This window comes from Lysinibacillus sp. KU-BSD001, from assembly GCF_042920265.1.
Taxonomy (GTDB): Bacteria; Bacillota; Bacilli; order Bacillales_A; family Planococcaceae; genus Lysinibacillus_B.
The window spans coordinates 176,715-199,946 of sequence record NZ_JBDQZI010000002.1 but is presented as its reverse complement, the minus strand read 5'-3'; the positions used below and the strand labels follow the sequence as shown (position 1 = coordinate 199,946).

Annotated in this window: 22 protein-coding genes and 1 riboswitch; of the genes, 19 read left to right on the top strand and 3 right to left on the bottom strand. The window is 38.1% G+C overall.

Going from position 1 to position 23,232, the window contains the following annotated elements; genetic code table 11:
• From AAGS61_RS04210 to AAGS61_RS04185, 6 genes are all read left to right on the top strand, one after another.
• Entirely contained in the window at positions 1-138 is a 138-nt protein-coding gene (locus AAGS61_RS04210) for a hypothetical protein (protein ID WP_391367775.1), read from the top strand.
• A 168-nt stretch (positions 139-306) separates the two neighbouring features.
• Complete coding sequence (locus tag AAGS61_RS04205; RefSeq protein WP_391367772.1) at positions 307-957, top strand: hypothetical protein; 651 nt, start codon at positions 307-309, stop codon at positions 955-957.
• Entirely contained in the window at positions 954-1,496 is a 543-nt protein-coding gene (locus AAGS61_RS04200; protein WP_391367770.1) for a hypothetical protein, read from the top strand. Before AAGS61_RS04205 ends, AAGS61_RS04200 begins: the two co-directional genes overlap by 4 nt.
• Before the next feature lie 4 nt (positions 1,497-1,500).
• On the top strand, positions 1,501-1,788 hold the full coding sequence (locus AAGS61_RS04195; RefSeq protein ID WP_391367767.1) for a hypothetical protein: 288 nt from the start codon (positions 1,501-1,503) through the stop codon (positions 1,786-1,788).
• Positions 1,789-2,010: 222 nt separating this feature from the next.
• Positions 2,011-2,793, top strand: coding sequence for a hypothetical protein (locus tag AAGS61_RS04190; RefSeq protein WP_391367761.1), 783 nt, complete (start codon positions 2,011-2,013; stop codon positions 2,791-2,793).
• A gap of 201 nt (positions 2,794-2,994) precedes the next feature.
• Complete coding sequence (locus AAGS61_RS04185; protein ID WP_391367759.1) at positions 2,995-3,615, top strand: hypothetical protein; 621 nt, start codon at positions 2,995-2,997, stop codon at positions 3,613-3,615.
• A gap of 62 nt (positions 3,616-3,677) precedes the next feature.
• Here the strand turns inward: AAGS61_RS04185 and AAGS61_RS04180 are convergent, their stop codons facing one another.
• Positions 3,678-3,884: a helix-turn-helix transcriptional regulator gene (locus AAGS61_RS04180; protein WP_391367757.1), complete on the bottom strand. Its 207-nt coding sequence runs from the start codon at positions 3,882-3,884 to the stop codon at positions 3,678-3,680.
• Positions 3,885-4,089: 205 nt separating this feature from the next.
• On the opposite strand from AAGS61_RS04180, the gene AAGS61_RS04175 reads away from it, so the two are divergent.
• The 5 genes from AAGS61_RS04175 to AAGS61_RS04155 all read left to right on the top strand — a co-directional run bounded on the left by AAGS61_RS04175 (position 4,090) and on the right by AAGS61_RS04155 (position 8,169).
• Positions 4,090-5,016, top strand: coding sequence for an HTH domain-containing protein (locus tag AAGS61_RS04175; RefSeq protein WP_391367754.1), 927 nt, complete (start codon positions 4,090-4,092; stop codon positions 5,014-5,016).
• A 113-nt stretch (positions 5,017-5,129) separates the two neighbouring features.
• On the top strand, positions 5,130-5,684 hold the full coding sequence (locus tag AAGS61_RS04170; protein WP_391367752.1) for a hypothetical protein: 555 nt from the start codon (positions 5,130-5,132) through the stop codon (positions 5,682-5,684).
• 211 nt (positions 5,685-5,895) lie between these two features.
• Positions 5,896-6,969, top strand: a complete 1,074-nt coding sequence (locus tag AAGS61_RS04165) for a S8 family peptidase (RefSeq protein ID WP_391367750.1) — start codon at positions 5,896-5,898, stop codon at positions 6,967-6,969.
• Positions 6,917-7,120: a hypothetical protein gene (locus tag AAGS61_RS04160; protein WP_391367748.1), complete on the top strand. Its 204-nt coding sequence runs from the start codon at positions 6,917-6,919 to the stop codon at positions 7,118-7,120. The genes AAGS61_RS04165 and AAGS61_RS04160 overlap by 53 nt, the downstream gene beginning before the upstream one ends.
• 527 nt (positions 7,121-7,647) lie before the next feature.
• Entirely contained in the window at positions 7,648-8,169 is a 522-nt protein-coding gene (locus AAGS61_RS04155; RefSeq protein ID WP_391367746.1) for a YwhD family protein, read from the top strand.
• A gap of 402 nt (positions 8,170-8,571) precedes the next feature.
• Here the strand turns inward: AAGS61_RS04155 and AAGS61_RS04150 are convergent, their stop codons facing one another.
• Complete coding sequence (locus AAGS61_RS04150; RefSeq protein WP_391367743.1) at positions 8,572-10,656, bottom strand: transglycosylase domain-containing protein; 2,085 nt, start codon at positions 10,654-10,656, stop codon at positions 8,572-8,574.
• A 305-nt stretch (positions 10,657-10,961) separates the two neighbouring features.
• Between AAGS61_RS04150 and speB the strand changes: the two genes are divergently transcribed.
• The 8 genes from speB to AAGS61_RS04110 all read left to right on the top strand — a co-directional run bounded on the left by speB (position 10,962) and on the right by AAGS61_RS04110 (position 21,286).
• The gene (gene speB / locus AAGS61_RS04145; protein ID WP_391367740.1) at positions 10,962-11,834 is read left to right on the top strand and encodes an agmatinase; all 873 of its coding nucleotides are present in this window, start codon (positions 10,962-10,964) and stop codon (positions 11,832-11,834) included.
• Positions 11,835-12,036: 202 nt separating this feature from the next.
• The gene (locus AAGS61_RS04140; protein ID WP_391367737.1) at positions 12,037-12,468 is read left to right on the top strand and encodes a DUF1934 domain-containing protein; all 432 of its coding nucleotides are present in this window, start codon (positions 12,037-12,039) and stop codon (positions 12,466-12,468) included.
• Positions 12,465-14,132 carry an arginine--tRNA ligase gene (argS, locus tag AAGS61_RS04135; RefSeq protein ID WP_391367734.1) on the top strand — a complete coding sequence of 556 codons (1,668 nt, stop codon included), beginning with the start codon at positions 12,465-12,467 and terminating at the stop codon, positions 14,130-14,132. The genes AAGS61_RS04140 and argS overlap by 4 nt, the downstream gene beginning before the upstream one ends.
• A 253-nt stretch (positions 14,133-14,385) precedes the next feature.
• Positions 14,386-14,569, top strand: a riboswitch (cobalamin riboswitch).
• Positions 14,570-14,752: 183 nt separating this feature from the next.
• Positions 14,753-15,700 carry an ABC transporter substrate-binding protein gene (locus AAGS61_RS04130; RefSeq protein WP_391367732.1) on the top strand — a complete coding sequence of 316 codons (948 nt, stop codon included), beginning with the start codon at positions 14,753-14,755 and terminating at the stop codon, positions 15,698-15,700.
• Positions 15,693-16,691 (top strand): FecCD family ABC transporter permease, encoded by a 999-nt coding sequence (locus AAGS61_RS04125; RefSeq protein WP_391367729.1) that lies wholly within the window; start codon positions 15,693-15,695, stop codon positions 16,689-16,691. Before AAGS61_RS04130 ends, AAGS61_RS04125 begins: the two co-directional genes overlap by 8 nt.
• The gene (locus AAGS61_RS04120; protein ID WP_391367727.1) at positions 16,692-18,152 is read left to right on the top strand and encodes an adenosylcobinamide amidohydrolase; all 1,461 of its coding nucleotides are present in this window, start codon (positions 16,692-16,694) and stop codon (positions 18,150-18,152) included. It begins immediately after the preceding gene.
• A gap of 17 nt (positions 18,153-18,169) precedes the next feature.
• Positions 18,170-18,730: a cob(I)yrinic acid a,c-diamide adenosyltransferase gene (locus AAGS61_RS04115; RefSeq protein ID WP_391367724.1), complete on the top strand. Its 561-nt coding sequence runs from the start codon at positions 18,170-18,172 to the stop codon at positions 18,728-18,730.
• 324 nt (positions 18,731-19,054) lie between these two features.
• Positions 19,055-21,286 carry a (Fe-S)-binding protein gene (locus AAGS61_RS04110; RefSeq protein ID WP_391367721.1) on the top strand — a complete coding sequence of 744 codons (2,232 nt, stop codon included), beginning with the start codon at positions 19,055-19,057 and terminating at the stop codon, positions 21,284-21,286.
• Between the two features lie 140 nt (positions 21,287-21,426).
• Here AAGS61_RS04110 and AAGS61_RS04105 read toward each other — a convergent pair whose 3' ends face one another.
• A complete protein-coding gene (locus AAGS61_RS04105; RefSeq protein WP_391367718.1) occupies positions 21,427-23,022 on the bottom strand; it encodes an Ig-like domain-containing protein in 1,596 nt (531 codons plus the stop codon).
• Between the last annotated feature and the right edge of the window lie 210 nt (positions 23,023-23,232).

Genomic DNA, 23,232 nt, shown 5'->3' with positions numbered 1-23,232 from the left:
GTGAAAGAGATTAAGTGTTCACAGTGTAGCAAGTTATTGCTGAAAGCTAAAAAGGATCATGAAGTTAGTCATCATGATTATGACTTAGAAGTGAAATGTAAGCATTGTAAAGCTATCAATCGTTACAAAGCTAAATAATACTAGAAGCTCACGAAGCTCATTACATGCCAGCGATGGTGTGATGGGCTTTTTGTTTCTATAGCCCCCCTCCATTTCAATATAGAGAGGTCAATGCCCCTACACCGATTGCCCATTAAACGCGCAGAAAAATCCGTTTTTGAAAAATTTTTTTAGAAAGAGAGTTGGATGAAAATCGAAAGAGCAATTTATGGATTAGCTGCTGATTTTGGAGCTGTTCATTGGAATAAAAAAGGCGAAAATGTGGAGTATTTTCACGTTGAGCCTAGCACTGTTAAATATGCTAAAAACGTAGCATTCACACTGGAACATGAACCGAAGCAGACAGTTACAACTACGAAAAACCAAGAGAATGGCCAGCTAATTATCGTACAAAAAGGGCCACTATTATTCTTTAAATTTATTCCTACAACAAAAGCTGGTGAACGTATTTATCGCTATGTAAAGCTACAAAAATTACGTAAATGTAGCTACATTTTTAGAAGATTTACGAGCTTACGTGATATAAAAACCGAAAGCAAATTATCGTTAGTAATGGATCCAGGAGAAGCCATTTTGATTAATCACGGTGCTGTTTATGAAATTTGTTTGACCAATCATCCACGTGATACAACTACTTTCTGTACAACGGACGCGAATCATCCATTACTAAAGGGAATCGAATGGAAAACGAATGTACAATTTACAGCAAGTGATTATTGGGGCCAACATTTAGAACGTGAAGATTTTAAGAATGAGCTAGATAACATGCAGCGACGTATCGATGATCTAGGTGAAAAATGTGAACAACTATTAAAGGAAAGAGGGATTAAAGCATGATGAATATTAAACAAGCGATTGATGTTTACCAGACACAAATTCCGCAACTAAATCAACTGAAAACAGAACGTTTTGCATTGAAAAAGGATATACATGCTCTGAATATAGAGAAAGCAGTACTACACGAGCAAGTAGCTAAATATGCGACGAACAGCCGTTACAGTGAGGCTGAAGAAATTGAATCAAAGATCAGCGAAATGACACAATCAATTAAAGTATTAGAATCCCGTTTAAATGATAATGAAGCAGAATATAAAGCATTAGAAACAATAGTACATGAAGCATTACAAACATTTACAAAGGATGCTGAAGATACACGTAAAGCTTATTATCAGCAAAAACAATCCGCTTTAAAGTTACATGCACAGCTATTTACCATTGTGGAAGATTTAAACGAAAAGCGCCTAAAGATGCTAAATCGAGGAAATATAGTATCACGAATTGCTGAATCTATTCGTTCACAAGTAGAAGTACCATCGCCAGAACCGTTACATGTTTTGCTGGATGAACTTTCTTTGAATCCTAAGAAAGTGTGGTGAGTGTATGTCTTATCGAGAGAACGAATGGGAAGTAAGTACACAACCTACATCATTTATAGAAATCCAAGCACGTAAAGAGTTTTTTGAAACGCTGCCATTGAATGTGCGAGCTATATTCAAAGAGCAAATAGAATCAGCGAAAAAAGTATTAAACAATCCTGAAGCTTATTCAGATGCAGAACTTATTGCAAAAGCTAACTCCTTGAAAGAGATCCAGGCGCGGATTGAAATCGGATATCAAGCAAATGAATCAGCTAAAGCTACACAAGAAATACTAAAGAAATTGTGGTAATTTGAACGGCGGGGGAAGCGAGGTTGAAGGACTAGCTACAAAAATAAAACCAGTATCGGTGTATGCAGCTGGAGAAAAATAAGCAGTGTGCATTGAAACAGTTGAATAGGATGTTTAAGTGAGACCGTGCAATGTGTGCGGTCTTTTGTTATTTATCAAAATTGTATTACTGTTATTATCTTCCATTTCATTTACAATTGTAAATGGATGGGAGGTGAGAGTATGAGTAATGAGACTAATCAATTAACAGCACAAATTAATGAACAAGGTCAAATGATTTTGATTGAAAGTAGAACTATGCGTGATCAAAATGTATACCGTGATGATGTACTGGATAAAGTAAAGGCAATTTCAGTTATAGGTGATAAATTAGAAGTCACATTAACAATGGCGGCAAATTACTATGAGGTCCCTGTGGAAACAATTCGGACAATCATTAAACGCCATCGTGCAGAATTTAACGATTATGAAGAATTGCGCTTACTTAAGGGGAAAACGTTACAGGAGTTTAAAGCTCTGGTTCATAATGAACCAGACCTATCTTCAGCTCCGTCACTTCAGGTGTTGAACCGTCGTGGACTATTGAGAGTAGGTATGCTTTTAACTGAATCTGATGTGGCTGCAAGTGTTAGGAATTTCCTTTTAAATGTGGAAGAAGTAGCCGATGATGCTCAAAGAGCCTGGGCAGTAGAACGTGAAATTTCAAAACGCGAACGTAGACGATTAACAGATTCAATTCAACAATTCTTTAATGGGAATTTACCAATTAATGAATATGCTGCATTCACAAATATTGTTTATTCCACAGTATTTGGTGCAAGCGCAGCTCAATTAAAAGAATATTATGGCTTAGAAAGAAATGATCCGTTAAGAGATAATTTAACTACCGAGGATTTAAGAAAAGTGGTTGAGGTAGAAACGGTCATGGCTTCACTTTTACGATTAGGAAAAAGTTATGACGAAATCCGTGAAGAAATGTTAACTAATAAAGATTCGTTTAGATAGTAAATAAGTCACGTTCTTTTGAGTGTGACTTTTATCATAGACAAAATAAAACACTCCAAACTATGTATGTAGCTGGAGAAGAATAAGCAGTGTGCATTGAAGCAATTGAATAGTTTGTTTAAGTGGACACTTACCTTTGGGTAGGTGTTTTATTTATGGTATTATTTAGTGAATAATTATTTGAAGGTGTGCGGAGAACTTATGAAGAAAAAACTATTTTATCATACAATAGAAAAAATATTTAAAGACGATTTAGATTTAATGTCGGAAATGTTAAGTTTTACAGGCAGAATCCGATCTAAGGAATTTGATTCAGAGCTAATCAATGCAATTGTCATGAAACGGAAAAGTGACGATTTAAATATTTATGATGCGTATGTTATTTATAAGATTTTAAATTTTATTGAGCAAGATTTAATACTTTATAAAAAGATTTTTATCGGCGAAGGACCTCATAAAGATAAGTGTCGCGATGAAAATAATGCAATTTTAAGTAAGTTACCATCTGAATTTGAAGCAGAATTTTATCCAAGTAGTGGGGCGTCATTTTATAACGATGGGTATTTTAAAGTTAGGGACGGAAATATAGAATTTGAATTGAAACAAAGTAGAGATAAATTTAGTGTACCGGAACTATCGGTACCCTTAGAAGTTGGAACAACGGAGAGCTATACTAGTTTTAATCATATATCTTTTGAGGGAGGGTTAGCGCGTTGGCCGTATGGAAGTGAATATATACATCTTTTTTATAGAAACTATCAGCGACAAAGCAATTATGAAAGATATATTAAATCCCGTTCAAATAATAATGAAAAAAAGTAACTACTGAAATGTGGTAAATAAAACACTCCTAACTGTTTACGCAGCTGGGAGTGCTTTTGTATTTAGATTTTCTCTCCATCCTCCAGAAAGAAAAATCCCTCATATTTAATTCCTAATGCTTCTGCGATCTCAATCAGTTCTTTTTCACTAAAATTATCACGTTTAAATTTGTTGTATAAGTTTTGTGGTTTAGTGCCCAATTTTTCAGCAAGATCAACGGAAGACATCCCCTTTTTTATTAAAAGGATTTTTATTTTTTCAGCCATCATTTTATAACCACCTCCTATAAACATTATAACATTAATTAGTTTCTTTTTGAAACTGTTGAATTTAAAAATGTAACTAAAAGTGTTGACAATGTAACTTATTAGTTTTATTATGTAATCAATGAGTTACATTTTATTTCAAAAACCTATCAACAGGTAGCGGTGAATGGACGAGAAATAAGCCGCGCATTAGAAAGGAGAGGGAAGTATGAAAGAAATTCAATCAAACGGTGTATTCGGTTACTTACGTGAACACCAAACATTTTCATCTGTTGAAGAAATGGATGCAGCAGTAAAGGATCACATCTATACGCATTTCGACAAGCTGACATTAGCTGAACGTCGAACACTTTATACACTATCGCGTCACTCATTGAAGTACCCAGGTGCTTGTCATATTAAAGCTGATACGCTCGCAAATGAGATTGGCGTTACGACAAAAACCGTTTATCGAGCTATTAAGAAGTTAACTGAATTACACATTATCGAAAAAATTAGTAGTACACGTAAACATGGTATCAAGGGGGCATCTATCTATAAGATTCTCCCTAATGAAATGACACAGAATGTCTCAACAAGTCCTAACATGCATGTCTTATCATCTATGTCCTATCAGCAACATACGCAAAACACGCAATCTATCAACGATTCACACGTAAATTTCAAAACGCAATCTTTTAATTTTTTTAACGAAAAATCTTTTAATCATTCTTTCGTAAATTCGTGTAATACGTATTCGCAACAGGTCACATTGAAAGATAAGCTGGAGATCATCTACACTTCACAACCTGTGGAAGAACAACGTGATTTTGAAGTATTACTTCCCGTTGTATTTGGGAGCATGAAGCGATATAAAGGCGCTCTTAGCCACATACAATTGGAGCAGGTAATGATTAGCTCAATGGAAGCATTAACACGTAAAAAAGATGTACGTAACGAATGCGCCATGCTATCACGTATTATTCAACGTCAAGTAGAACAAGCCACACAACCGACTTACAGGCCGATACAACAACGTGCAAGGGAGTTAGTTCCGCATTGGTTTGATAAGCGTAATGAGCAAATAATGGAGCCTGCAGCGGGTATTGATTTTGAAGCAGAACGCGCCAAAGTATTAGCTAAATTAAATGCTTAGGGGGTGAGATAATGCTAGTAAAAGTTAGTGAGTGGCGTGCTTTATCCACACGTAACAAAATGTTGCTGCTTAAAGCAGTAGCGAACCAATAACCAGAAAAGAGGGAGAAATATATGCAGCAACAAATTCAACATACATTAAGAACAGTCGTACAAGAAAATAGCCACAGTGTTTATAACTTATCAGCACAAATGATTCAATTAGAGGTTATACAAGGGGCAGTAGCAAAGTTAATGGAGCGAATTGACGAGATCACACATAAAGGGTGGGATAAAGACTGGGGTATGTCATATCTTGCAGTTAATGAAATCCGAGATACAGTACGCTTAATTGATATGGGATTCCATCCTTTGTTTAAGGAAATGTCAGAAGGAGTTAATACCCTTAACATTCATGCTAATGAATTACACGAAACAGTGATAAAGGGAGAAGCAGAGCAACCAAGTAAAGCAAATATTAAACTGGATATAAACAGTGTGGAAGGCTGGAACGCTTTTGCAATGGAAGGCAACATCAAAACATTTATCAAAGAGGTTGGCCGAGAGCCGGAAAGTTTTGAAGAAGTGTCAACATATATAACTGAAAAGGTAGCGAAAGTGGTAGCTAAAAGCGAAGAAAATAAAAAAGCCGATGCGCCAACATCGACTAAAGAAATGAATTGTAAATAGATTGTAACACTTAGGTAGGGCTTGCGCAAAAGTTCGCAGGCCTGTTTTAAATTGAGCTGATTTTGAAGTGACAAGGGTATTTCACCAAGGCATAAGAATTTTTTGTAGCTCAATATAAATATAAATATAAATATAAATATAAATATAAATATAAATATAATTGTTAATATAAGGATATGGTGTTATATTTATTTTAAGGGGAGGTGGCTTTATGTGTAAAGTTTATTCAATTAATTATAAGAATATCGATAAGGATATTTTATATTCTTATATTCTTGAAGAAAGCTTAAATATAAAGTATCAATCTCCGATTTTAGATGTTCTGTACTTAGAAATAGATACATATAATCTATTGATTATAGAAAAAAAATTCCCTGAATTAATTATAAATGAAGCTGTTAAAGGGAAGTTACAGTCCGATTTTGAATTTGATTTTATTCCACCTATTCAGGCCGTTGGAGCAAATATAGGCATTCAGTCCCCTGGTTTTCAGACTATTGTAGGGGTCTTGGATAGTGGGATTAACAAAGAAATGGCCACTTACAGAAAAGATTATACAGGATATGGATTAGAGTTGGCTTCGGAACATGGAAATCTAGTAGCGAAAATTATAAAAAGATTAGCCCCAGCGGTAACGTTGAGAAGCTATAAAATCTGTCATAGTGCGGAATCTGGGATTGATGAATTTCATTTTTTAAGTGCACTTGATGAAGCTGTTAAAGATTGTTCTATTATCAACCTATCACTAGGATTCACAATTCCTTATTGTGAAAAAGATAACCCTTGTCATATTTGTCAAGCTATTAATAAGTATAGTGAGCTCTATCAAAATAAAGTTTTTATAGTAGCAGCTGGAAATGAAGGTAAGTATTTAGACGAAGATAGTATAGATTGTCCGGGAAATGCAATAGAGAGTATAACTGTCGGGTCATTAGACGATAATGGTAAAGGAGTCGCGAAATACTCAGGTAAAGGACCAATTGGGGGAAGTAAGCCGAATTTATTGGCTACGGGTTCTATATTTGATAAAAGTATTCGAGGTATGCGTAGAGGAACTTCTTTTGCGACACCAATTGTTACGGGTGTAATTTGTTCAGTATATATTTTCTTTGATGGGAAGAGATATGAATTAAAAGAAAAAATATATACAACGGCAAAAGATTTAGATTTACCTAGTCATCATCAAGGGTACGGGGCTCTAGATATAGCTAAATTCTCGGAGGTGTGTTTTGATGAAGAAGATAATATTACAAGTGAAAAACAAAGAGGATTTACAGGCGATTAATAGACTTGCGACAATAGTCTATATGTCACCTGTATTAAATGTAGTTGGTATTGAAATTCAGGAGAAGAATATTCCAATGTTAAATAGTATAGAGAATATTATTTCTTGGAATTATACTGTAAAGGGAAATTTGATGACAGCTATTAGTTAAAACTACTTATCATATTTATGGTAAGTAGTTTTTTCTTGTTAGCAACCGCAACTGTGTAAGCGTCAAAGCAATGACACAAACTCTCGAATATCAAATTGATTGATATTGTATAATGAATAGTTAATAGAAAATTCTATATGAATAGATAAATCGATTGAATGAACATCCTACTTCAACTCTCACATTTCTGTACACACGCCCTCTGTTTTTTCCTATTAGTCCATTTTTACACTCAATACCTACCTTTATGGCTAGATAATAAACAAAAAAAACTGGAGCAAATAGCCCCAATTTTATTTAACACACTATATCTCATCCACACAAACATGCCCACCAAAGCGTAATTTATAGCCCCAAAAACTGCCCCAATTAGCCCCAAAACCATACTTTTATATGCACAATTATGCAAACATTAATTTCCTATATAGTATAGAAGAAGCCCTATAACACAAGTGTTGCACATTCCTTTTGCAGTATCATGCGCTATGATAGTATTATTTATAATAATACAAACGGAGGGATTTACAATGTTTAATGAAGAAAAACCAAAACAAAAAATGGGCTTTACCATTATTAAAAATGATCCGACTGATGGACATGGCGGGTTTGGGATTGGCTCGCTAACGCTTGAAAATGTATCGCCCGTGATTATTGATGTGCAAGAGAAAACAGCGGCTGTGGATATTGGTGCGATGCATGCGAAAAGTGATGTAGAACGGGGCATTAAGTTCACAACGAATCGCGAAGATTCTGAAGGTGGAAAACCATACTGGCTTGTATGGGTCACGATTGATTATAAAGCGGACGGTCCGTACTTTGCGGGTGTGACGGCATGTGAGATGGTTGTAAACCGTGAAAAACGTCGCGGCTATAAGCTATTACCAGAGCATGTCAATAAAATGGATAAATCGATGAAGCGACATATTATGGTTGATTTTATGGATGATGTTTCAAAGCAAGTGTTGGCTGATTTCTTTAAGACGCATAACTTGGAAATGTGGCATCGGAGTGAGCAGAAACTACGAGATGATTTAACTGTAAAATCATAAAATTTTTGCATCATAAACATAAAAAGCTAGATGTTCGTCAATCTTTTTATAGAAAAATATATAAAAATGCGTGAACAAAGTGTGACAATTGTAATTAGTATTGAATCGGTAGTTGAAACTACTAATGAAAAAAAGTACACTTGAAGCAGAGCTTACGGTAGTAGGCGCTAGGACACTTGGCCAAACGAAAAGCGATGAGAGCTATGCGGCATTTGAACATTCCCAAGCCGAATGCCCCATGATTCTCATGCTTTCGCTTGCCATAAAAGGGCTACTTCTTCCCACGGAACAATCGTATTTCCGGGGAAGAAGTAGCTCTTTTTATTTTCATTTGGCAGATGGACGCCTGTCTTTATAGGTGACTATATGAATGAAAGTCCTGGTATACCATTAGACGTATCATTATTGTACAGGTTCCTTAAATAATTCAAATGGTAGCCAGTTTAGTAAGCTATCCCATGAATTTTCCAATGACTCTTGATTAAACCAATCTGAGTCAAACCAATAGGTTGAACATTTTTCTTCCGGTACATCCTCTGCTTTTACATAAACAAGACGCTGATTTTCTGGGCATGCCTCGTTTGCAATTTTACCTGAAGCAATATCAATGACTACGCCTTCAACAGTAGAAGGCGGTACAAATTCCTCGTTAGGCAATCCTTTATGCACAGCCTCCATAAAATCAATCCATACTTGCTTTGTAGTCGAATTATCTGCTTGTGTAGATAAATTTTTTCCATGGTCATAGCCATTCCATACACCCGTCGTTAAATGAGTAGAGTAACCAACCATCCATTGGTCGCTATTTGTTGTGCCGGATTTTGCGGCATACGTATGCGTCATTTTTGGTCGAATGGATACACCTGTTGCGGGAGAATAATCGCTAAATACAGGATCAAATATCCCTGTGAGCATTTGCGTCATAATGTATGCATCTGCTTCTGTTACAACTTGTTCGTTTTTAGGCTGTTCATACTCATAAACGATTTGTCCTTTCGCATTTTCAATGGAAAGAATCGTTGTTGCATGAAGAGATTCACCACCAGCCGCTAGTATGTTGTAAGCATTTGTTAAGGCATACAGGGATGTTTCGATTGTCCCGAGTGCAATAGAAGGTGACTCACTTTTTGTTGAATTTAATTGGAAACGCTCTAATATATTACGGAAGCTTGGATAACCGATATCTTGTAATGTTTTCACTGCATACACATTATCAGAAATAGCCAATGCTTGTGCGAGTGACATTTCATGGGTCGCAAACTGTCCGTTTACATTTTTTGGCGTATACGTTTGGCGACCGTTATCATACGTAAAGGTCGTTTGCGATACATCTTTAAATGTCATCGGTGTATAGCCTTTTTCCAGTGCTGCCGTATATAAAATGGGTTTAATGGTCGAGCCTGGTTGACGTTGTGCGAGTGTCACACGGTTAAATGAGCTTGTCCCATAATCACGCCCACCGACAAGGGCTGTCACAAACCCAGTAGTAGGGTCCATGCTGACAAGTCCCACTTGCAATTCACTATCGGGCATATGATTGGCGACTGCTTGTTCAGCTGCCTGTTGATGTGCTTGATTTAACGTCGTTTTAATTTTCCAACCGCCTTCACTAATGTTTAAGTTTTGGCTTTCTAAAATTTCGCTTGCTTCAGCCCACACAACATCTAGGAAATAAGGGGCAATTGATTTAGAGGCAATCCACTCATCACTTTTATACACCAACTGTTCTGAAACACCGCGTTCCTTTTCTGATGCTGTAATTTTCCCTTGGCTTTCCATTAAGCTTAAAATAAGCTGCTGCCGTTCTGTCGCTTTTTGTTCATTGGCAAGAGGCGAATAGTATGTTGGCCCTTTCGGAATACCTGCAAGCATCGCTGCTTCCGCTAATGTTAAATCACTGGAGGATTTCCCAAAATAATAACGACTCGCCGCTTCGGCTCCGTACATGCCGTGACCGTAATAAACCGTATTTAAATAGCCCTCTAAAATCTCATCTTTCCCGTAAAATATTTCAAGGCGGTAGGCATACAGGGCTTCGTTAATTTTCCGTGTCCACGTTTTTTCATGTGTTAAAAATAAGTTTCGTGCATACTGCTGTGTGAGTGTACTCGCCCCTTGCACTTTGGAGCCGGCTTTCAAATCTGCTAATAAGGCCCCCGCGATACGAGAGTAATCAAACCCACCATGCTCATAGAAATCCTTATCTTCTACAGCAATCGTTGCATCGATTAAATAGGGTGATAACTCATCGATTGCGACCCAGTAACGGCGTTCGTCTGTATAATAGTCACCGATTTGGTTATTTTGATTATCTAAAAATATCGAAGCTTTCGGAACTGTCAGTGGTGGTGCGCCAGCTATTTGTGCATAAACACGTAATGAAAGGATTGAAACTACAAATGCACTAGCTAATGCAACCATGACTAACAGTACATTTTTAGACCATTTTTTACGTGTTTTCTTTTTAAAATATTGACGTCGTTTCATACGATTTCACCTCAATCTGTACTCGTTATGGTAGTATGTGCTTTTCGTGTGAATTAATAACGAAAAACTCTTGCACTTTGCAGAAAAACATCTATACTTTTTTTGAACTGCATAATATAGTACGTTTAACTGAAACGGAAAGTTTCAATTGTGTTACAAAAGTATTTCATTTGTGTAAAATTTGCAGTTTAGATAAATTGATACTTGCATTTTTAACATTTAATCACAGGAATATTCCTATTATTCTAGGAAATAATTTAAATGGTACAAATGCAACATAAAAATAACTAGAGAAGGTGAATAATATGCGTTTTGATGAAACGTATTCAGGGAATGTTTTTATTAAAAGTCATCCTAATTATGAAGAAAGTACAGCGGTTTTATACGGCATGCCCATGGACTGGACAGTAAGTTATCGTCCAGGTTCTCGTTTTGGTCCTGCACGTATTCGTGAAGTATCGATTGGGTTAGAAGAGTACAGCTTGTATTTAGATCGTGAGCTAGGCGATGTAAAATTCTTTGATGCGGGCGATATTCCACTACCATTTGGCAATCCAGAAAAATCATTAAAGGAAATTAAAGACTGGGTACGTAAATTGCTTGCAGATGGTAAAATTCCTGTTGGCATGGGCGGAGAGCATTTAGTGTCTCTACCTGTGATGGAAGCAGTGTATGAAAAATATGAAGACCTTGCCATTATTCATTTTGATGCACATACAGATTTACGTACAGATTACGAAGGGGAGCCGTATTCACATGCGACACCAATTCGTAAAATTGCTGACCAAATTGGACCATCGAATGTATATTCATTCGGTATTCGCTCAGGTTTAAAAGAAGAAATGGAATGGGCAAAAGAAAACGGTATGCACATTTCATTATTCGAAGTACTAGAGCCACTGAAAAAAGTATTACCAACACTTGCGGGTCGTAACGTCTATGTAACAATCGATATCGACGTATTAGACCCAGCGCATGCACCAGGTACAGGTACGGTAGATGCGGGCGGGATTACATCAAAAGAGCTACTAGCATCTATCCACGAAATCGCACGCTCTGAAGTGAATGTGGTAGGTTTCGACTTAGTAGAAGTAGCTCCAGTGTACGACCACTCAGAAATGACGGCGAACACTGCCGCAAAAATAATCCGCGAAATGATTTTAGGCTGGGTAAAATAATAGATTTTATTATAAAGTGTAGACAAGCCGGTGTTTAGGTTTGTCTACACTTTTTACGTATTAATGATAATATGAGAGTTTACTAACATGGTTTTGTTGCGGAGGAAAGTCATTCATTCAGCCAGTTCATTCTTGATTAAATAGAGAAAACTATCCTATAATAAGAAGGTTATATAATCGAATTAAAGGGGTTGTCCAGGCGGTGAACGATGTAGGAACTGAAGTGAAAATAAAGCTCGTTTCTTCTATTATCCCGACAGAGGGTGAATTAGAAACATATGAGATGTGGTTACAAGGAACCTTTATTGAAAAAGCGGGGACGCACTATTTACGATATGAGGAAGTACAGGATGATAAAACAATCCGTACGACAGTCAAATTAACAGATGAGCAGGCAGTTATTATGCGCAAGGGCGGCGTGAATATGCGCTTGCCACTCAACACAAAGCAAAAGGAACAAGGTCATTACGATAGCCCTTACGGCATGATGCCACTAGTGACAAAAACCCATCAACTATCGTATGAGCGACGAGAGGCAAGTGGCGAGTTTAAAACGCAGTATGATTTAATTCTCGGCGGTACGTCAGTCGGCAACTATACGTTACAAATACAATATACGGAGGTACAACTATGAACGCAGTAGAACAACTACAACAACAAATTAAAGCTGCGCTTGCTGCTGCTGCTGTGAAAGCAGGCTTAGTAGAAGAGGCAAGTGACTTAACTATTCATTTAGAAACACCGAAGGATAAAGCAAACGGTGACTTTGCAACAAACTTAGCGATGCAATTAACAAAGATTGCGAAAAAGCCGCCACGTGCGATTGCAGAGGCAATTTTAGAAAATCTTGAAACAGCAGGGACAGATATTGAGAAAATCGACATCGCAGGTCCTGGCTTTATGAACATTACAGTACGTAAAGATTTCCTTGCAGGTGTTGTGAAAGCTGCTTTTGAGCAAGCGGAAAACTATGGTCGTTCAAACGCTGGTGCGGGTGAAAAAGTGCAAGTGGAGTTCGTATCAGCAAACCCAACAGGTGACTTACATTTAGGTCACGCACGTGGGGCTTCTGTTGGTGACTCTTTATGTAACGTAATGGACTTTGCTGGCTACAATGTTTCACGTGAATACTATATTAACGATGCAGGTAATCAAATTAACAACTTAGCGTACTCATTAGAAGCACGTTATAAGCAAGCTTTAGGTATGGATGCAGAAATGCCAGAAGACGGCTACCATGGTCCAGATATTATTGAAATTGCAGGTCAGTTAAAAGAAGAGTTTGGTGCAGACATTTTAGAAAAATCAGAGGAAGAACGTTTCAAATTTTTCCGTGAGCACGGACTGCGCCTAGAGTTAGCGAAATTACAAAAAGACTTAGCGAATTTCCGTGTTGAATTTGATGTATGGTATTCAGAAACATCTTTATACAACAACGGTAAAATCGATGTAGCATTAGATAAATTAAAAGCAAATGGTCACGTATTTGAAGAGGAAGGTGCTACTTGGTTCCGCTCGACAACATTTGGTGACGACAAAGATCGTGTATTAATCAAAAACGATGGCTCTTACACATACTTAACGCCAGATATCGCCTACCACGAAGATAAATTACAACGTGGTTTCGATAAGCTCATCAATATTTGGGGCGCTGACCACCACGGTTATATTCCACGTATGAAAGCAGCAATTGAGGCGCTTGGCTATAATCGCGGCACATTAGAAGTAGATATTATCCAAATGGTACAGCTGTACAAAAACGGCGAGAAATTTAAAATGTCGAAGCGTACGGGTAATGCGGTAACGATGCGTGAATTAGTAGAAGAAGTAGGCTTAGATGCAGTTCGTTACTTCTTCGTGAAAACAGCAGGCGACTCGCATATGGATTTCGACCTTGATTTAGCGGTATCACAATCAAATGAAAATCCTGTGTACTATGCACAATATGCACATGCACGTATTGCGTCAATTTTACGCGCAGCAGGGGAGCAAGGCTATGCGGCTTCACTTGATAACCTTGGTTTACTAACAGCAGAAAAAGAAGAAGAGGTACTGAAAAAAGTAGGGGCATTCCCGCAAGTCGTGGCAGATGCAGCAAAACATCGCACACCACACCGTATTGCCAACTACATTCAAGACTTAGCGGCAACGTTCCACAGCTTCTATAATGCTGAAAAAGTAATTAACCAAGACAACAAAGAGTTAACAGAAGCACGCTTAGCGTTAATTACAGCCGTAAAAACAACATTAGCGAATGCCCTAAAACTAATCGGGGTAAGTGCACCTGAAAAGATGTAATCAATAAAAAGCGAATGCAATCTTTCATTGTTCTGTTCTGTAGCGAAAGGCATAGCCGACAGCTACAAACGCCCTAAAACTAATTGGCGTAAGCACACCTGAAAAGGTGTAATCATCGAAAGCCATCCTTTATGGGTGGCTTTTATTAATTTTTGCGACGTATTTGGGGAGTGCATAAGCAGCACTACAATAGAGTTTTCAGAAAATTATTCTTTTCAAAACGAAGATTTCAGCTATAATAGAAATGTTAGACAATTTGATAAGTAGTAAAGGTTCTTTGCCACGTGCAAAGATAATAGGGAAGTCGGTGTAAATCCGACGCGGTCCCGCCACTGTAACTGCTAGCTTGCTTATAAAAAACCACTGATTCATTCGGGAAGGGATAAGCCAGCGTTTGATGCATAAGCCAGGAGACCTGCCTTTATGAACACCAAGATAACCTACGAGGATAGGAAGGTGGCTTTTGAGTATAGATGTTATACGTAATGTTAGCCTTTTCCAAAGTCTCTCGTACTAGAGAGACTTTTTTTATTTACAAATTTATCTATTTTTACAAACGTGCCACCATCTTAGGTTTATTGGATAAAAGGGATATTTTCGCATAATAGGAGGAACAACAAATGAAGAAGTTTTGGCAGTTAGCCGCATCAGCAACACTTGCATTAAGTATGCTTGTAGCATGTGGAACAGAAAAGGAAACACAACAAAAGGAAGGTGCTGTCGTTGTAGAGGAAAATAATGAGACAGTCTTTCCAGTAACAGCTGTAGATGCACTAGGCAATGAAATTACATTAGAAGAAGCACCAGACCGTATCGTGTCGTTAACACCATCCAATACAGAGATTTTATTTGGTCTTGGCCTAGATGAAGAAATCGTCGGTGTGAATGACAATGACAACTATCCTGAACAAGTAGCGGATAAAACGCGTGTAGGTGGTATTGAATATAATGTCGAAACAATTGTTTCATTACAGCCGGATATTGTCTTTGCACATGAATCAAGCATGTTTTCAAGTGAAGGTGCGATTGCACAATTAGAGGCATCAGGTATTACTGTATTCGTTGTTGACAATGCAGAAACCTTTGAAGAAACATATGACACGATTGAAGTAGTAGGTACATTAACAGGAAAAGAGGATGAGGCGGAAGAAGTCATCTCATCTATTAAAACAAAACTATCAGATATTGAAGCGAAATTAGAAGGAGTTGAACCAAAAACAGCCTTTATGGTTGTTGGAGGAGCACCTAATATTTATGTGGTTGGGCAAAATACATTTATGAATGAAATGCTGAAGTTCATTCATGTTGAAAATGCCGTAAAAGAAGAGGGATGGCCGATGTATAGCCCTGAGCAATTCCTTGCAGCAAATCCAGATTCCATCATTTTCACTTATGAGGGGGATGATGTAACAATTAAAAACAACCCAGCCTTTGCGAACATGACAGCTGTAAAAAATAATGCATTAACAGTTGTAGATGGCAATACAACAAGTCGTCAAGGTCCACGTATTGCAGATGGTGTTGAATCAATCGCAAAAGCAATTTATCCAGAGGTCTTTAATGACTAAAAAATATATAGCGGCCTATATACTTTCTATCGCTATTTTACTAGTGAGTATATGGTGTGGGATATCGATTGGTTCCGTATCTGTTCCGCTTTCTACATTGTGGGACGGGGAAGCTAATCCAACCGCTTATAGTATTTTATGGCATATTCGAATGCCGCGCGTCATACTTGCTGCATTAGTCGGCGCCTCACTGGCAATTGCCGGTGCAGCGTTTCAAGGCTTGCTCAAAAATCCGCTTGCTGATCCATATACACTTGGGATTTCATCCGGTGCATCAGTAGGTGCTGTTTTTACATTATTCTTTAGTGTCTCGATTCCGATATTGGGTCTGTTTACATTGCCTGTTTTTAGTATGGCAGGCGCTTTAGTGACGCTTTTAATTGTTTTAGGCTTTGCACGAGTAGTAGACCGGACAATGAAAATGGAGACATTAATTTTAACAGGGATTATATTTAGTTCGTTTTTAGGCTCCTGTATTTCACTGATGATTGCACTTACTGGCGAAGAGCTTCGTTCGATTATGGGCTGGCTGTTAGGGAGTGTGTCCATGCGCGGCTGGCCATATGTCAAAATGATTTTACCGTTTGTCATTATAGGCACCATTATTCTTTGGTTTAATCGTCGCGAGTTAAATGCAATGATTTATGGCGAAGAACGCGCAAAATATTTAGGGGTCGATGTCAAACGAAGTAAGTATATTATTTTGATTGGTGGCTCGATGTTAACGGGTGCCGCTGTAGCGGTATCCGGCACGATTGGTTTCGTCGGACTAGTTGTCCCGCATATGGTGCGGATGATTTTAGGGGCAGACCATCGTCATTTGCTTCTGATTTCATTTTTAAATGGCGCAAGTTTACTTGTCATTTGCGATCTTGTATCACGGACCATTATTGCACCGACAGAATTACCGATTGGAGTCATTACATCATTTATCGGTGCACCAGTATTTGCCTATATTTTCTTTAAGCAACGTAAAGGACGGGTAGCATAAATGTTGAAAGTTGAACAAATTTCAGGTGGATACGGACATGTGCCAATCGTCCAAAACGTATCATTTGAGGTAGAGCAAGGAAAGGTACTTGGCATTTTAGGCCCAAATGGGAGCGGGAAGTCTACACTGTTAAAGCTCATTAGTAGCATTATTGAACCAACTGCAGGGAATGTTTATATAGAAGGCAAACTGATGAAAAGTTACAGTGCCAAAGCGCTCGCGAAACAAATGGCCGTCTTACCGCAACTGCATGCCAATGCCTTTTCCAATTCTGTTTATGATGCCGTCTCATTAGGACGTTATCCACATCAGAAGGGTTTTTTCTCAAGTTGGTCGAAAGAAGATGAAGAGGCAGTAGAAAATGCGATGGCACAAACGGGCGTACAAAAATACCGTGACACGATGATGGAGTTTTTATCTGGTGGGGAGCAACAGCGTGTTTTTATTGCACAGGCACTGGCGCAATGTTCCAACGTATTATTATTAGATGAACCAACGAATCATTTAGATATTGCACACCAAAAGCAAATTTTAGATATGATTCGAAAAGAAGCAACAGAATGTGGATTAACGGTTGTATCTGTATTTCACGACATTAATTTAGCATCACTTTACTGCGATGAGCTATTATTGATGGAAAACGGGCAAGTAAGGGCGTACGGGGCACCACATGAAGTGGTACTACAAGAGCAAATTGCAGATGTGTATCAGGCAAAGGTATCGACATACGCACACCCGGAAATGCCAAAACCGCAAATTACGATGATGCCAGACCCAATTAGTCAACATAAGCCTGTTGTCTCACTAGAGCAATTAACGATCACGCATGATTATGTACAGCTACAGACAGAATTTCCGTTAAAAGTCATTTCCTCTGCCGTGCATAATGCAGGGATGGGCTGGTACAACACCTTTCTAAACCGATCCGTATCACCGTACTATAATATTAATGATGTAAAAGAAGAAACCAACCAATTTTTGAAGGAACAAGGCTTTTCATTAACGAATACTGTGGTCATGTTAACGGCTGTTGAGGCGAATCTTGCCGTGACACGCGTATTTAGCAATGACCGCTTTAGTGTCATTGTGGCTGTAACAGCAGGTGTAGGCAATGCAGTAGATGCCACGCGCACGTATGAACAGGAATACAAACCGTATATTGGCACGATTAATACATGGGTCATTGTGAATGGAAAGTTATCAGATGAGGCATTTTACCAAGCGATGATTACAGCGACGGAAGCAAAAACAAAAGCGCTTGCGGAAGAGGATATTCGTGATGCACAAACGAATACAGTAGCAACAGGAACATCGACAGATAGTCTCTTAATTGCGGCTACGCAACACGGCGAAGAAATGCCGTATGCAGGTCCGATTACGGATGTTGGGAAGTTAATAGGGCGTGGGGTTTTTGAAACAACAGTCGCTGCTATTCAACGATATAAGCAATCAAAAATTTAAAGAAATGGGTGATGGGGATGAAGCTTTACACAAAAACAGGTGATACAGGAAAAACAAGTATTATCGGAGGGCGTGTGGATAAAGATCATGCGCGAGTGGAAGCCTACGGGACAATTGATGAGTTAAATTCCGTCATTGGCAAAGCTGTGTCAGAGTTAGATAAAGGAATTTTTGCCGATCTTTTAGAAGATCTTGAGGCGATTCAGCATGAGTTATTTGATGGCGGCGGCGATTTAGCCAATGTGATGAAAAATCGCGTGTATAAGCTAACAGAAGCACCAATCGAAGTCATGGAAAAGCGGATCGATAAGCTTTCAGAAGAGGCGCCTGCACTGAAGCGCTTTATTTTGCCAGGTGGTGCTCCAGCAGCAGCAACGCTTCATATGGCGAGAACCATTGCGCGCCGTGCAGAACGTCAAACAGTCACATTAATGCGCGAAGTCGAGGATGTATCACCGGTTGTGCAAAAATATTTAAACCGTTTATCGGATTATTTATTTGCCGCAGCACGTGTCGTGAACTTCCGCTTAAAGATTTCGGATGTAGAATACATTCGCAGTGGCGATGTTTTTAAATAAATAGTAATTCTCCTCTCAATGCATTTTGAGAGGTTTTTTTATTTGTATTTATAAAAAACGAAAATTTTTAACGTTAGTTAGCAGGATATTCTCGAAAAGGTATAGAATTTCTCTAAATAAGAATGATATTGTTTAATTGTTATATACAAAATTTTCTGACGTTTGTGATGAAAAACTGTTGACTGAATGCTCATTCATATCTACAATAATACTAATAGTATTAATATGGAAATATAATTTATTTATAGTAAGTTATGATGGAGATGATGAATCAGTAGAAGGGGAGTAATCATCTTAGTGTAACTTGCTTAGGGGGGATTTGTAGTGAATAATACACTATTGATTGTGAACTGGGTAGCTACAATTGCGGTTATTTTGTATGCGTTAGGGTTATTTGCATACTTATTAAAAACACGCTATCAGTTTATTCAGTTAGGGAGAAAAGAAGAGTTCGAACAGAAATTGAGCGAACGTATTAGTGATTTAGTCGAAAAAGTATTCGGTCAATCGAAGCTATTAAAAGACAAGAAGATGGGGTTAATCCACGTTCTATTTTTCTATGGCTTCTTAATGGTCCAGTTCGGCGCGATTGATTTAATTTGGAAAGGGCTAGCACCTGGCTCTCATTTACCATTAGGTGGGCTTTATGGGTTCTTTACGTTCTTCCAAGAAATTGTTGCCGTCGTTATTTTAGTTGCTGTATTTGGCGCATTTTATCGCCGTTATATTGAAAAGCTCGTCCGCTTAAAGCGCGGCTGGAAAAATGGTTTAGTACTGATTTTTATCGGTGGATTAATGACATCGACATTAATCGGTAACGGTATGAGTTTAATTTGGCATGACCATAGTTTTAACGGCTATGAGCCAGTCGCATCAAGTATTGCTTGGGCATTCCAATGGATTTCACCAACAGTAGCGGCTGCTGTATTTTACGTTATGTGGTGGGTGCATTTAGTCATCTTATTAACATTCTTAGTGTATGTACCACAAGGCAAACACTTCCACTTAATTACGAGTATCGTCAACGTTGGGGTGAACCGCTTAGAGCGTAAAGGGACACTACGTCCAATTGACTTCGCGGCACTGGAAGAAGCAGAAGATGAGGCAGATATGCCAGCACTTGGTGTTGGGAAAATTCAAGACTTCACACAAAAGCAATTACTCGATTTATATGCTTGTGTAGAGTGTGGTCGTTGTACGAATATGTGTCCAGCAACAGGTACAGGAAAAATGTTATCACCGATGGACTTACTCGTGAAATTACGTGATCATTTAACTTTCACGGGGGCAGTTGTCACAAAACAAAAGCCTTGGGTGCCATTCCAATTCTTTAATAATACACAAGGAAATCAGTTAGCAATGGCTGCAGCAGGTGGCGGTACGCTTGAGTCTATTTATGACCGCGAGTTAATCGGTGGCGTTATTACAGAAGAAGAAATTTGGGCTTGTACGACTTGTCGTAACTGTGAGGATCAATGTCCAGTCATGAATGAGCACGTAGATAAAATTATTGACCTTCGTCGTTATTTAACGATGACAGAAGGGAAAGTAAACCCAGATGCACAACGCGCGATGACAAATATTGAGCGTCAAGGTAATCCGTGGGGCTTAAACCGTAAAGAAAAAGAAAACTGGCGCGAGTTAGATGAGTCGATCCACATTCCAACTGTGAAAGAGGCGAAGAAATCTGGAGAAGGTTTCGAGTATTTATTCTGGGTTGGTTCGATGGGGGCATTTGACAATCGCTCACAAAAAATTGCCTTATCCTTTGCGCGTTTACTGAACGAAGCAGGTGTTAAGTTTGCGATTTTAGGTAACAAAGAGAAAAACTCTGGCGATACGCCGCGCCGTCTTGGAAATGAGTTTTTATTCCAAGAGTTGGCGACAGGAAATATCGAAGAGTTTGAGAAAAATGAAGTAACTAAAATTGTGACAATCGATCCCCATGCATACAATATTTTCAAAAATGAGTATCAGGATTTCGGTTGGTCAGGTGAAGTCTATCACCATACTGAGCTGCTGTATGACTTAATTAAACAAGGGCGTTTAACGATGAATCACCGTGTAGAAGAAACGATTGTATTCCATGATTCCTGTTACTTAGGTCGCTACAATGATGTATATGATCCACCACGTGAAATTTTAAAAGGGATTCCAGGTGTGGAACTTGTGGAGATGGAGCGTAACCGCGAAACAGGTATGTGCTGTGGCGCAGGTGGTGGTTTAATGTGGATGGAAGAACATGTTGGAAATCGTATTAATGTTGCCCGTACAGAACAAGCGCTGGCAACAGATGCTTCCGTTATTTCTTCAGGCTGTCCGTACTGCTTAACGATGCTACAAGATGGTACGAAAGCAAAAGAAGTAGAAGATAAAGTCGGTACATTCGACATTGCTGAGCTATTAGTGCGTGCTGTATTTGGAGATGGTGAAGCTGCGAAAGAAGAAACAATAGAAGACGACATCATTGAAGAAACAGAAGAGCCAGTGCAATCTGAGGTATATGCAGTAGAAGAAGCTATTGCAATCGCAGAAGGTGTGGATACACAAAAATAATGAAAAGCATCTACTCGTACGAGAAATCGTATGAGTAGATGCTTTTTTCATTTTAGCTGAGATAATAGACAAACTTGGATCATTAATAGACAAAAGATTTAAGTTAATAGACAAACCCGAGTGATTAATAGACAAACCATCTATTTAACCGTAAATGTGATTGTTTTCCCACTTGTTACAGTCCGTCCATTAGTAGATTTAATCGCATCTGTTATCACAAGCGTATACATTTCGCCAGATGTATAACCTTGATCTGGGGCATGTACAAATACTTTTTTCCCTTCACTTGAAAAGGTTAAACCATTCACTCGTTCACCTGCTGCATTGACGACATACACCGTATTCTCGTTCAGTGAGCGGGGGTCAACGGGTTGGCTAAATGTGATAGTCCATGTTTTGTTTTTCTCATATGCTTGTAATGTAGAGGGATGTATCATCGTTAGCGTGTAAGAATAATCCTTTGCATTATAGCCATGTGCTAAAATGTTTCCTGTTTCGACGACATCAAGAAAATGAATCGCCTGTTTTAAGTGACCAACGATTTGCGCAGTTTTTGGATTATAAGCTACAGTGGATACTGATTTATTAAAGCTATGCAACAATACGTAGTCATTTAACAGTGTCAATAAATCTCGTTCGTCGTGCTGGCGAGCAAATTGTTTACCAAGTGCATACCCTTCATCAAATAAATAAAAAGATTGATCCGTCATCAAATAAGTTGGATATTCGTAATCAGACGAATAAGCGATGTCACTATCGAGCGTTGTGGTAGATAGTTGCATCGTATCTAAATTCAGTAGCAAATATTGATCATCGTAGGAAAAAGCAAAGCGATTTCCTGTTGAGAAGAAATCATAATAGAGCTCATCTTTTCCAAATTCAATTTCCTTCACGATCTGTCCTTGTGCATTAAATTCGATAAAACGGTGTGTCATCTGTGTATCATCTGTTTTATGAACGGAATTAATATACATCATATAGCGATCTGGTTGACTAAAGTCCACTTTGTCATAAGAAATCGCATCAAAATAACGTTCCCAATTATAAACGAATACGGAAACGAAATTGACGATGTGATCTTTTGGGAAATGAGGCTCTAGTGTTACAGTTTGGTTGATATTACGTACTGGATCTTTAATATCTACATCAACAGTAGCTAACTCTGGACAGAAATCTTCACCGACGCAAGGTGTTAACGTAGGACGCTCATACACAATTGCAGGAAATACCAATTCTTCTCCTAATAAATTAAACCCAAGCATCGGTACAAGGTTGACCCCATCATAAAAATAAAATTGCCCATCAATTACGTCCCAGAACATCGCTTGTTCTAAATACATGAGGTAATTTTCATCTTCAAGCGACCACACAATTTCTAAGTTTTCATCATACAATACTAGACTCATTAGCTTTGTATCATAAAACATTAAATAGGCTTGTCCATCTTCAGACTTAAACGGGAATACATAACCGCTCTTTAGTAAAAGTTTCTTTTGAATTTTCCCGCTATCACGATGTAACTTATAAAAATCAAAAAGCAATTGTTCCTCATCGGCTGTATAGCTAATAGTTAATATATCACCTGTCGATGTTGACATCGCTGTGTATAAGCTATAGTCAAGTGTGCGACTCCACTGCTCATTAAAAGCAATATCTGTCTTTGCACTAGCAGGCAATGTAAAACTACATAAAAAAAGGCAGCATATCATCATTATAACGCTACGTTTTAAATTCATGTTTATCCCTCCTGAAACTATCATATAATCAATATAGCAAAATTATCCAAGTTTTAAGCTTCATAAATTATTAAATTTCAAAAATTTTAAAAAATGTATTTGAAAATGTTCGAATTATTTAGTATATTTTATACAAATAGGTTTTGTTATTTTTTTGCAGTTAAACTGAGCGAGCGTTCAGTCGACGGCGAAACAAATACATAAACACAA

What these genes read in the sequence shown, in the direction of transcription:
- AAGS61_RS04205 (WP_391367772.1), top strand. Translation starts at nt 307, where the DNA reads ATGAAAATCGAAAGAGCAATTTATGGATTAGCTGCTGATTTTGGAGCT.
- AAGS61_RS04200 (WP_391367770.1), top strand. Translation starts at nt 954, where the DNA reads ATGATGAATATTAAACAAGCGATTGATGTTTACCAGACACAAATTCCG.
- AAGS61_RS04195 (WP_391367767.1), top strand. Translation starts at nt 1,501, where the DNA reads ATGTCTTATCGAGAGAACGAATGGGAAGTAAGTACACAACCTACATCA.
- AAGS61_RS04190 (WP_391367761.1), top strand. Translation starts at nt 2,011, where the DNA reads ATGAGTAATGAGACTAATCAATTAACAGCACAAATTAATGAACAAGGT.
- AAGS61_RS04185 (WP_391367759.1), top strand. Translation starts at nt 2,995, where the DNA reads ATGAAGAAAAAACTATTTTATCATACAATAGAAAAAATATTTAAAGAC.
- AAGS61_RS04180 (WP_391367757.1), bottom strand. Translation starts at nt 3,884, where the DNA reads ATGATGGCTGAAAAAATAAAAATCCTTTTAATAAAAAAGGGGATGTCT.
- AAGS61_RS04175 (WP_391367754.1), top strand. Translation starts at nt 4,090, where the DNA reads ATGAAAGAAATTCAATCAAACGGTGTATTCGGTTACTTACGTGAACAC.
- AAGS61_RS04170 (WP_391367752.1), top strand. Translation starts at nt 5,130, where the DNA reads ATGCAGCAACAAATTCAACATACATTAAGAACAGTCGTACAAGAAAAT.
- AAGS61_RS04165 (WP_391367750.1), top strand. Translation starts at nt 5,896, where the DNA reads ATGTGTAAAGTTTATTCAATTAATTATAAGAATATCGATAAGGATATT.
- AAGS61_RS04160 (WP_391367748.1), top strand. Translation starts at nt 6,917, where the DNA reads ATGAAGAAGATAATATTACAAGTGAAAAACAAAGAGGATTTACAGGCG.
- AAGS61_RS04155 (WP_391367746.1), top strand. Translation starts at nt 7,648, where the DNA reads ATGTTTAATGAAGAAAAACCAAAACAAAAAATGGGCTTTACCATTATT.
- AAGS61_RS04150 (WP_391367743.1), bottom strand. Translation starts at nt 10,656, where the DNA reads ATGAAACGACGTCAATATTTTAAAAAGAAAACACGTAAAAAATGGTCT.
- speB (WP_391367740.1), top strand. Translation starts at nt 10,962, where the DNA reads ATGCGTTTTGATGAAACGTATTCAGGGAATGTTTTTATTAAAAGTCAT.
- argS (WP_391367734.1), top strand. Translation starts at nt 12,465, where the DNA reads ATGAACGCAGTAGAACAACTACAACAACAAATTAAAGCTGCGCTTGCT.
- AAGS61_RS04130 (WP_391367732.1), top strand. Translation starts at nt 14,753, where the DNA reads ATGAAGAAGTTTTGGCAGTTAGCCGCATCAGCAACACTTGCATTAAGT.
- AAGS61_RS04125 (WP_391367729.1), top strand. Translation starts at nt 15,693, where the DNA reads ATGACTAAAAAATATATAGCGGCCTATATACTTTCTATCGCTATTTTA.
- AAGS61_RS04120 (WP_391367727.1), top strand. Translation starts at nt 16,692, where the DNA reads ATGTTGAAAGTTGAACAAATTTCAGGTGGATACGGACATGTGCCAATC.
- AAGS61_RS04115 (WP_391367724.1), top strand. Translation starts at nt 18,170, where the DNA reads ATGAAGCTTTACACAAAAACAGGTGATACAGGAAAAACAAGTATTATC.
- AAGS61_RS04105 (WP_391367718.1), bottom strand. Translation starts at nt 23,022, where the DNA reads ATGAATTTAAAACGTAGCGTTATAATGATGATATGCTGCCTTTTTTTA.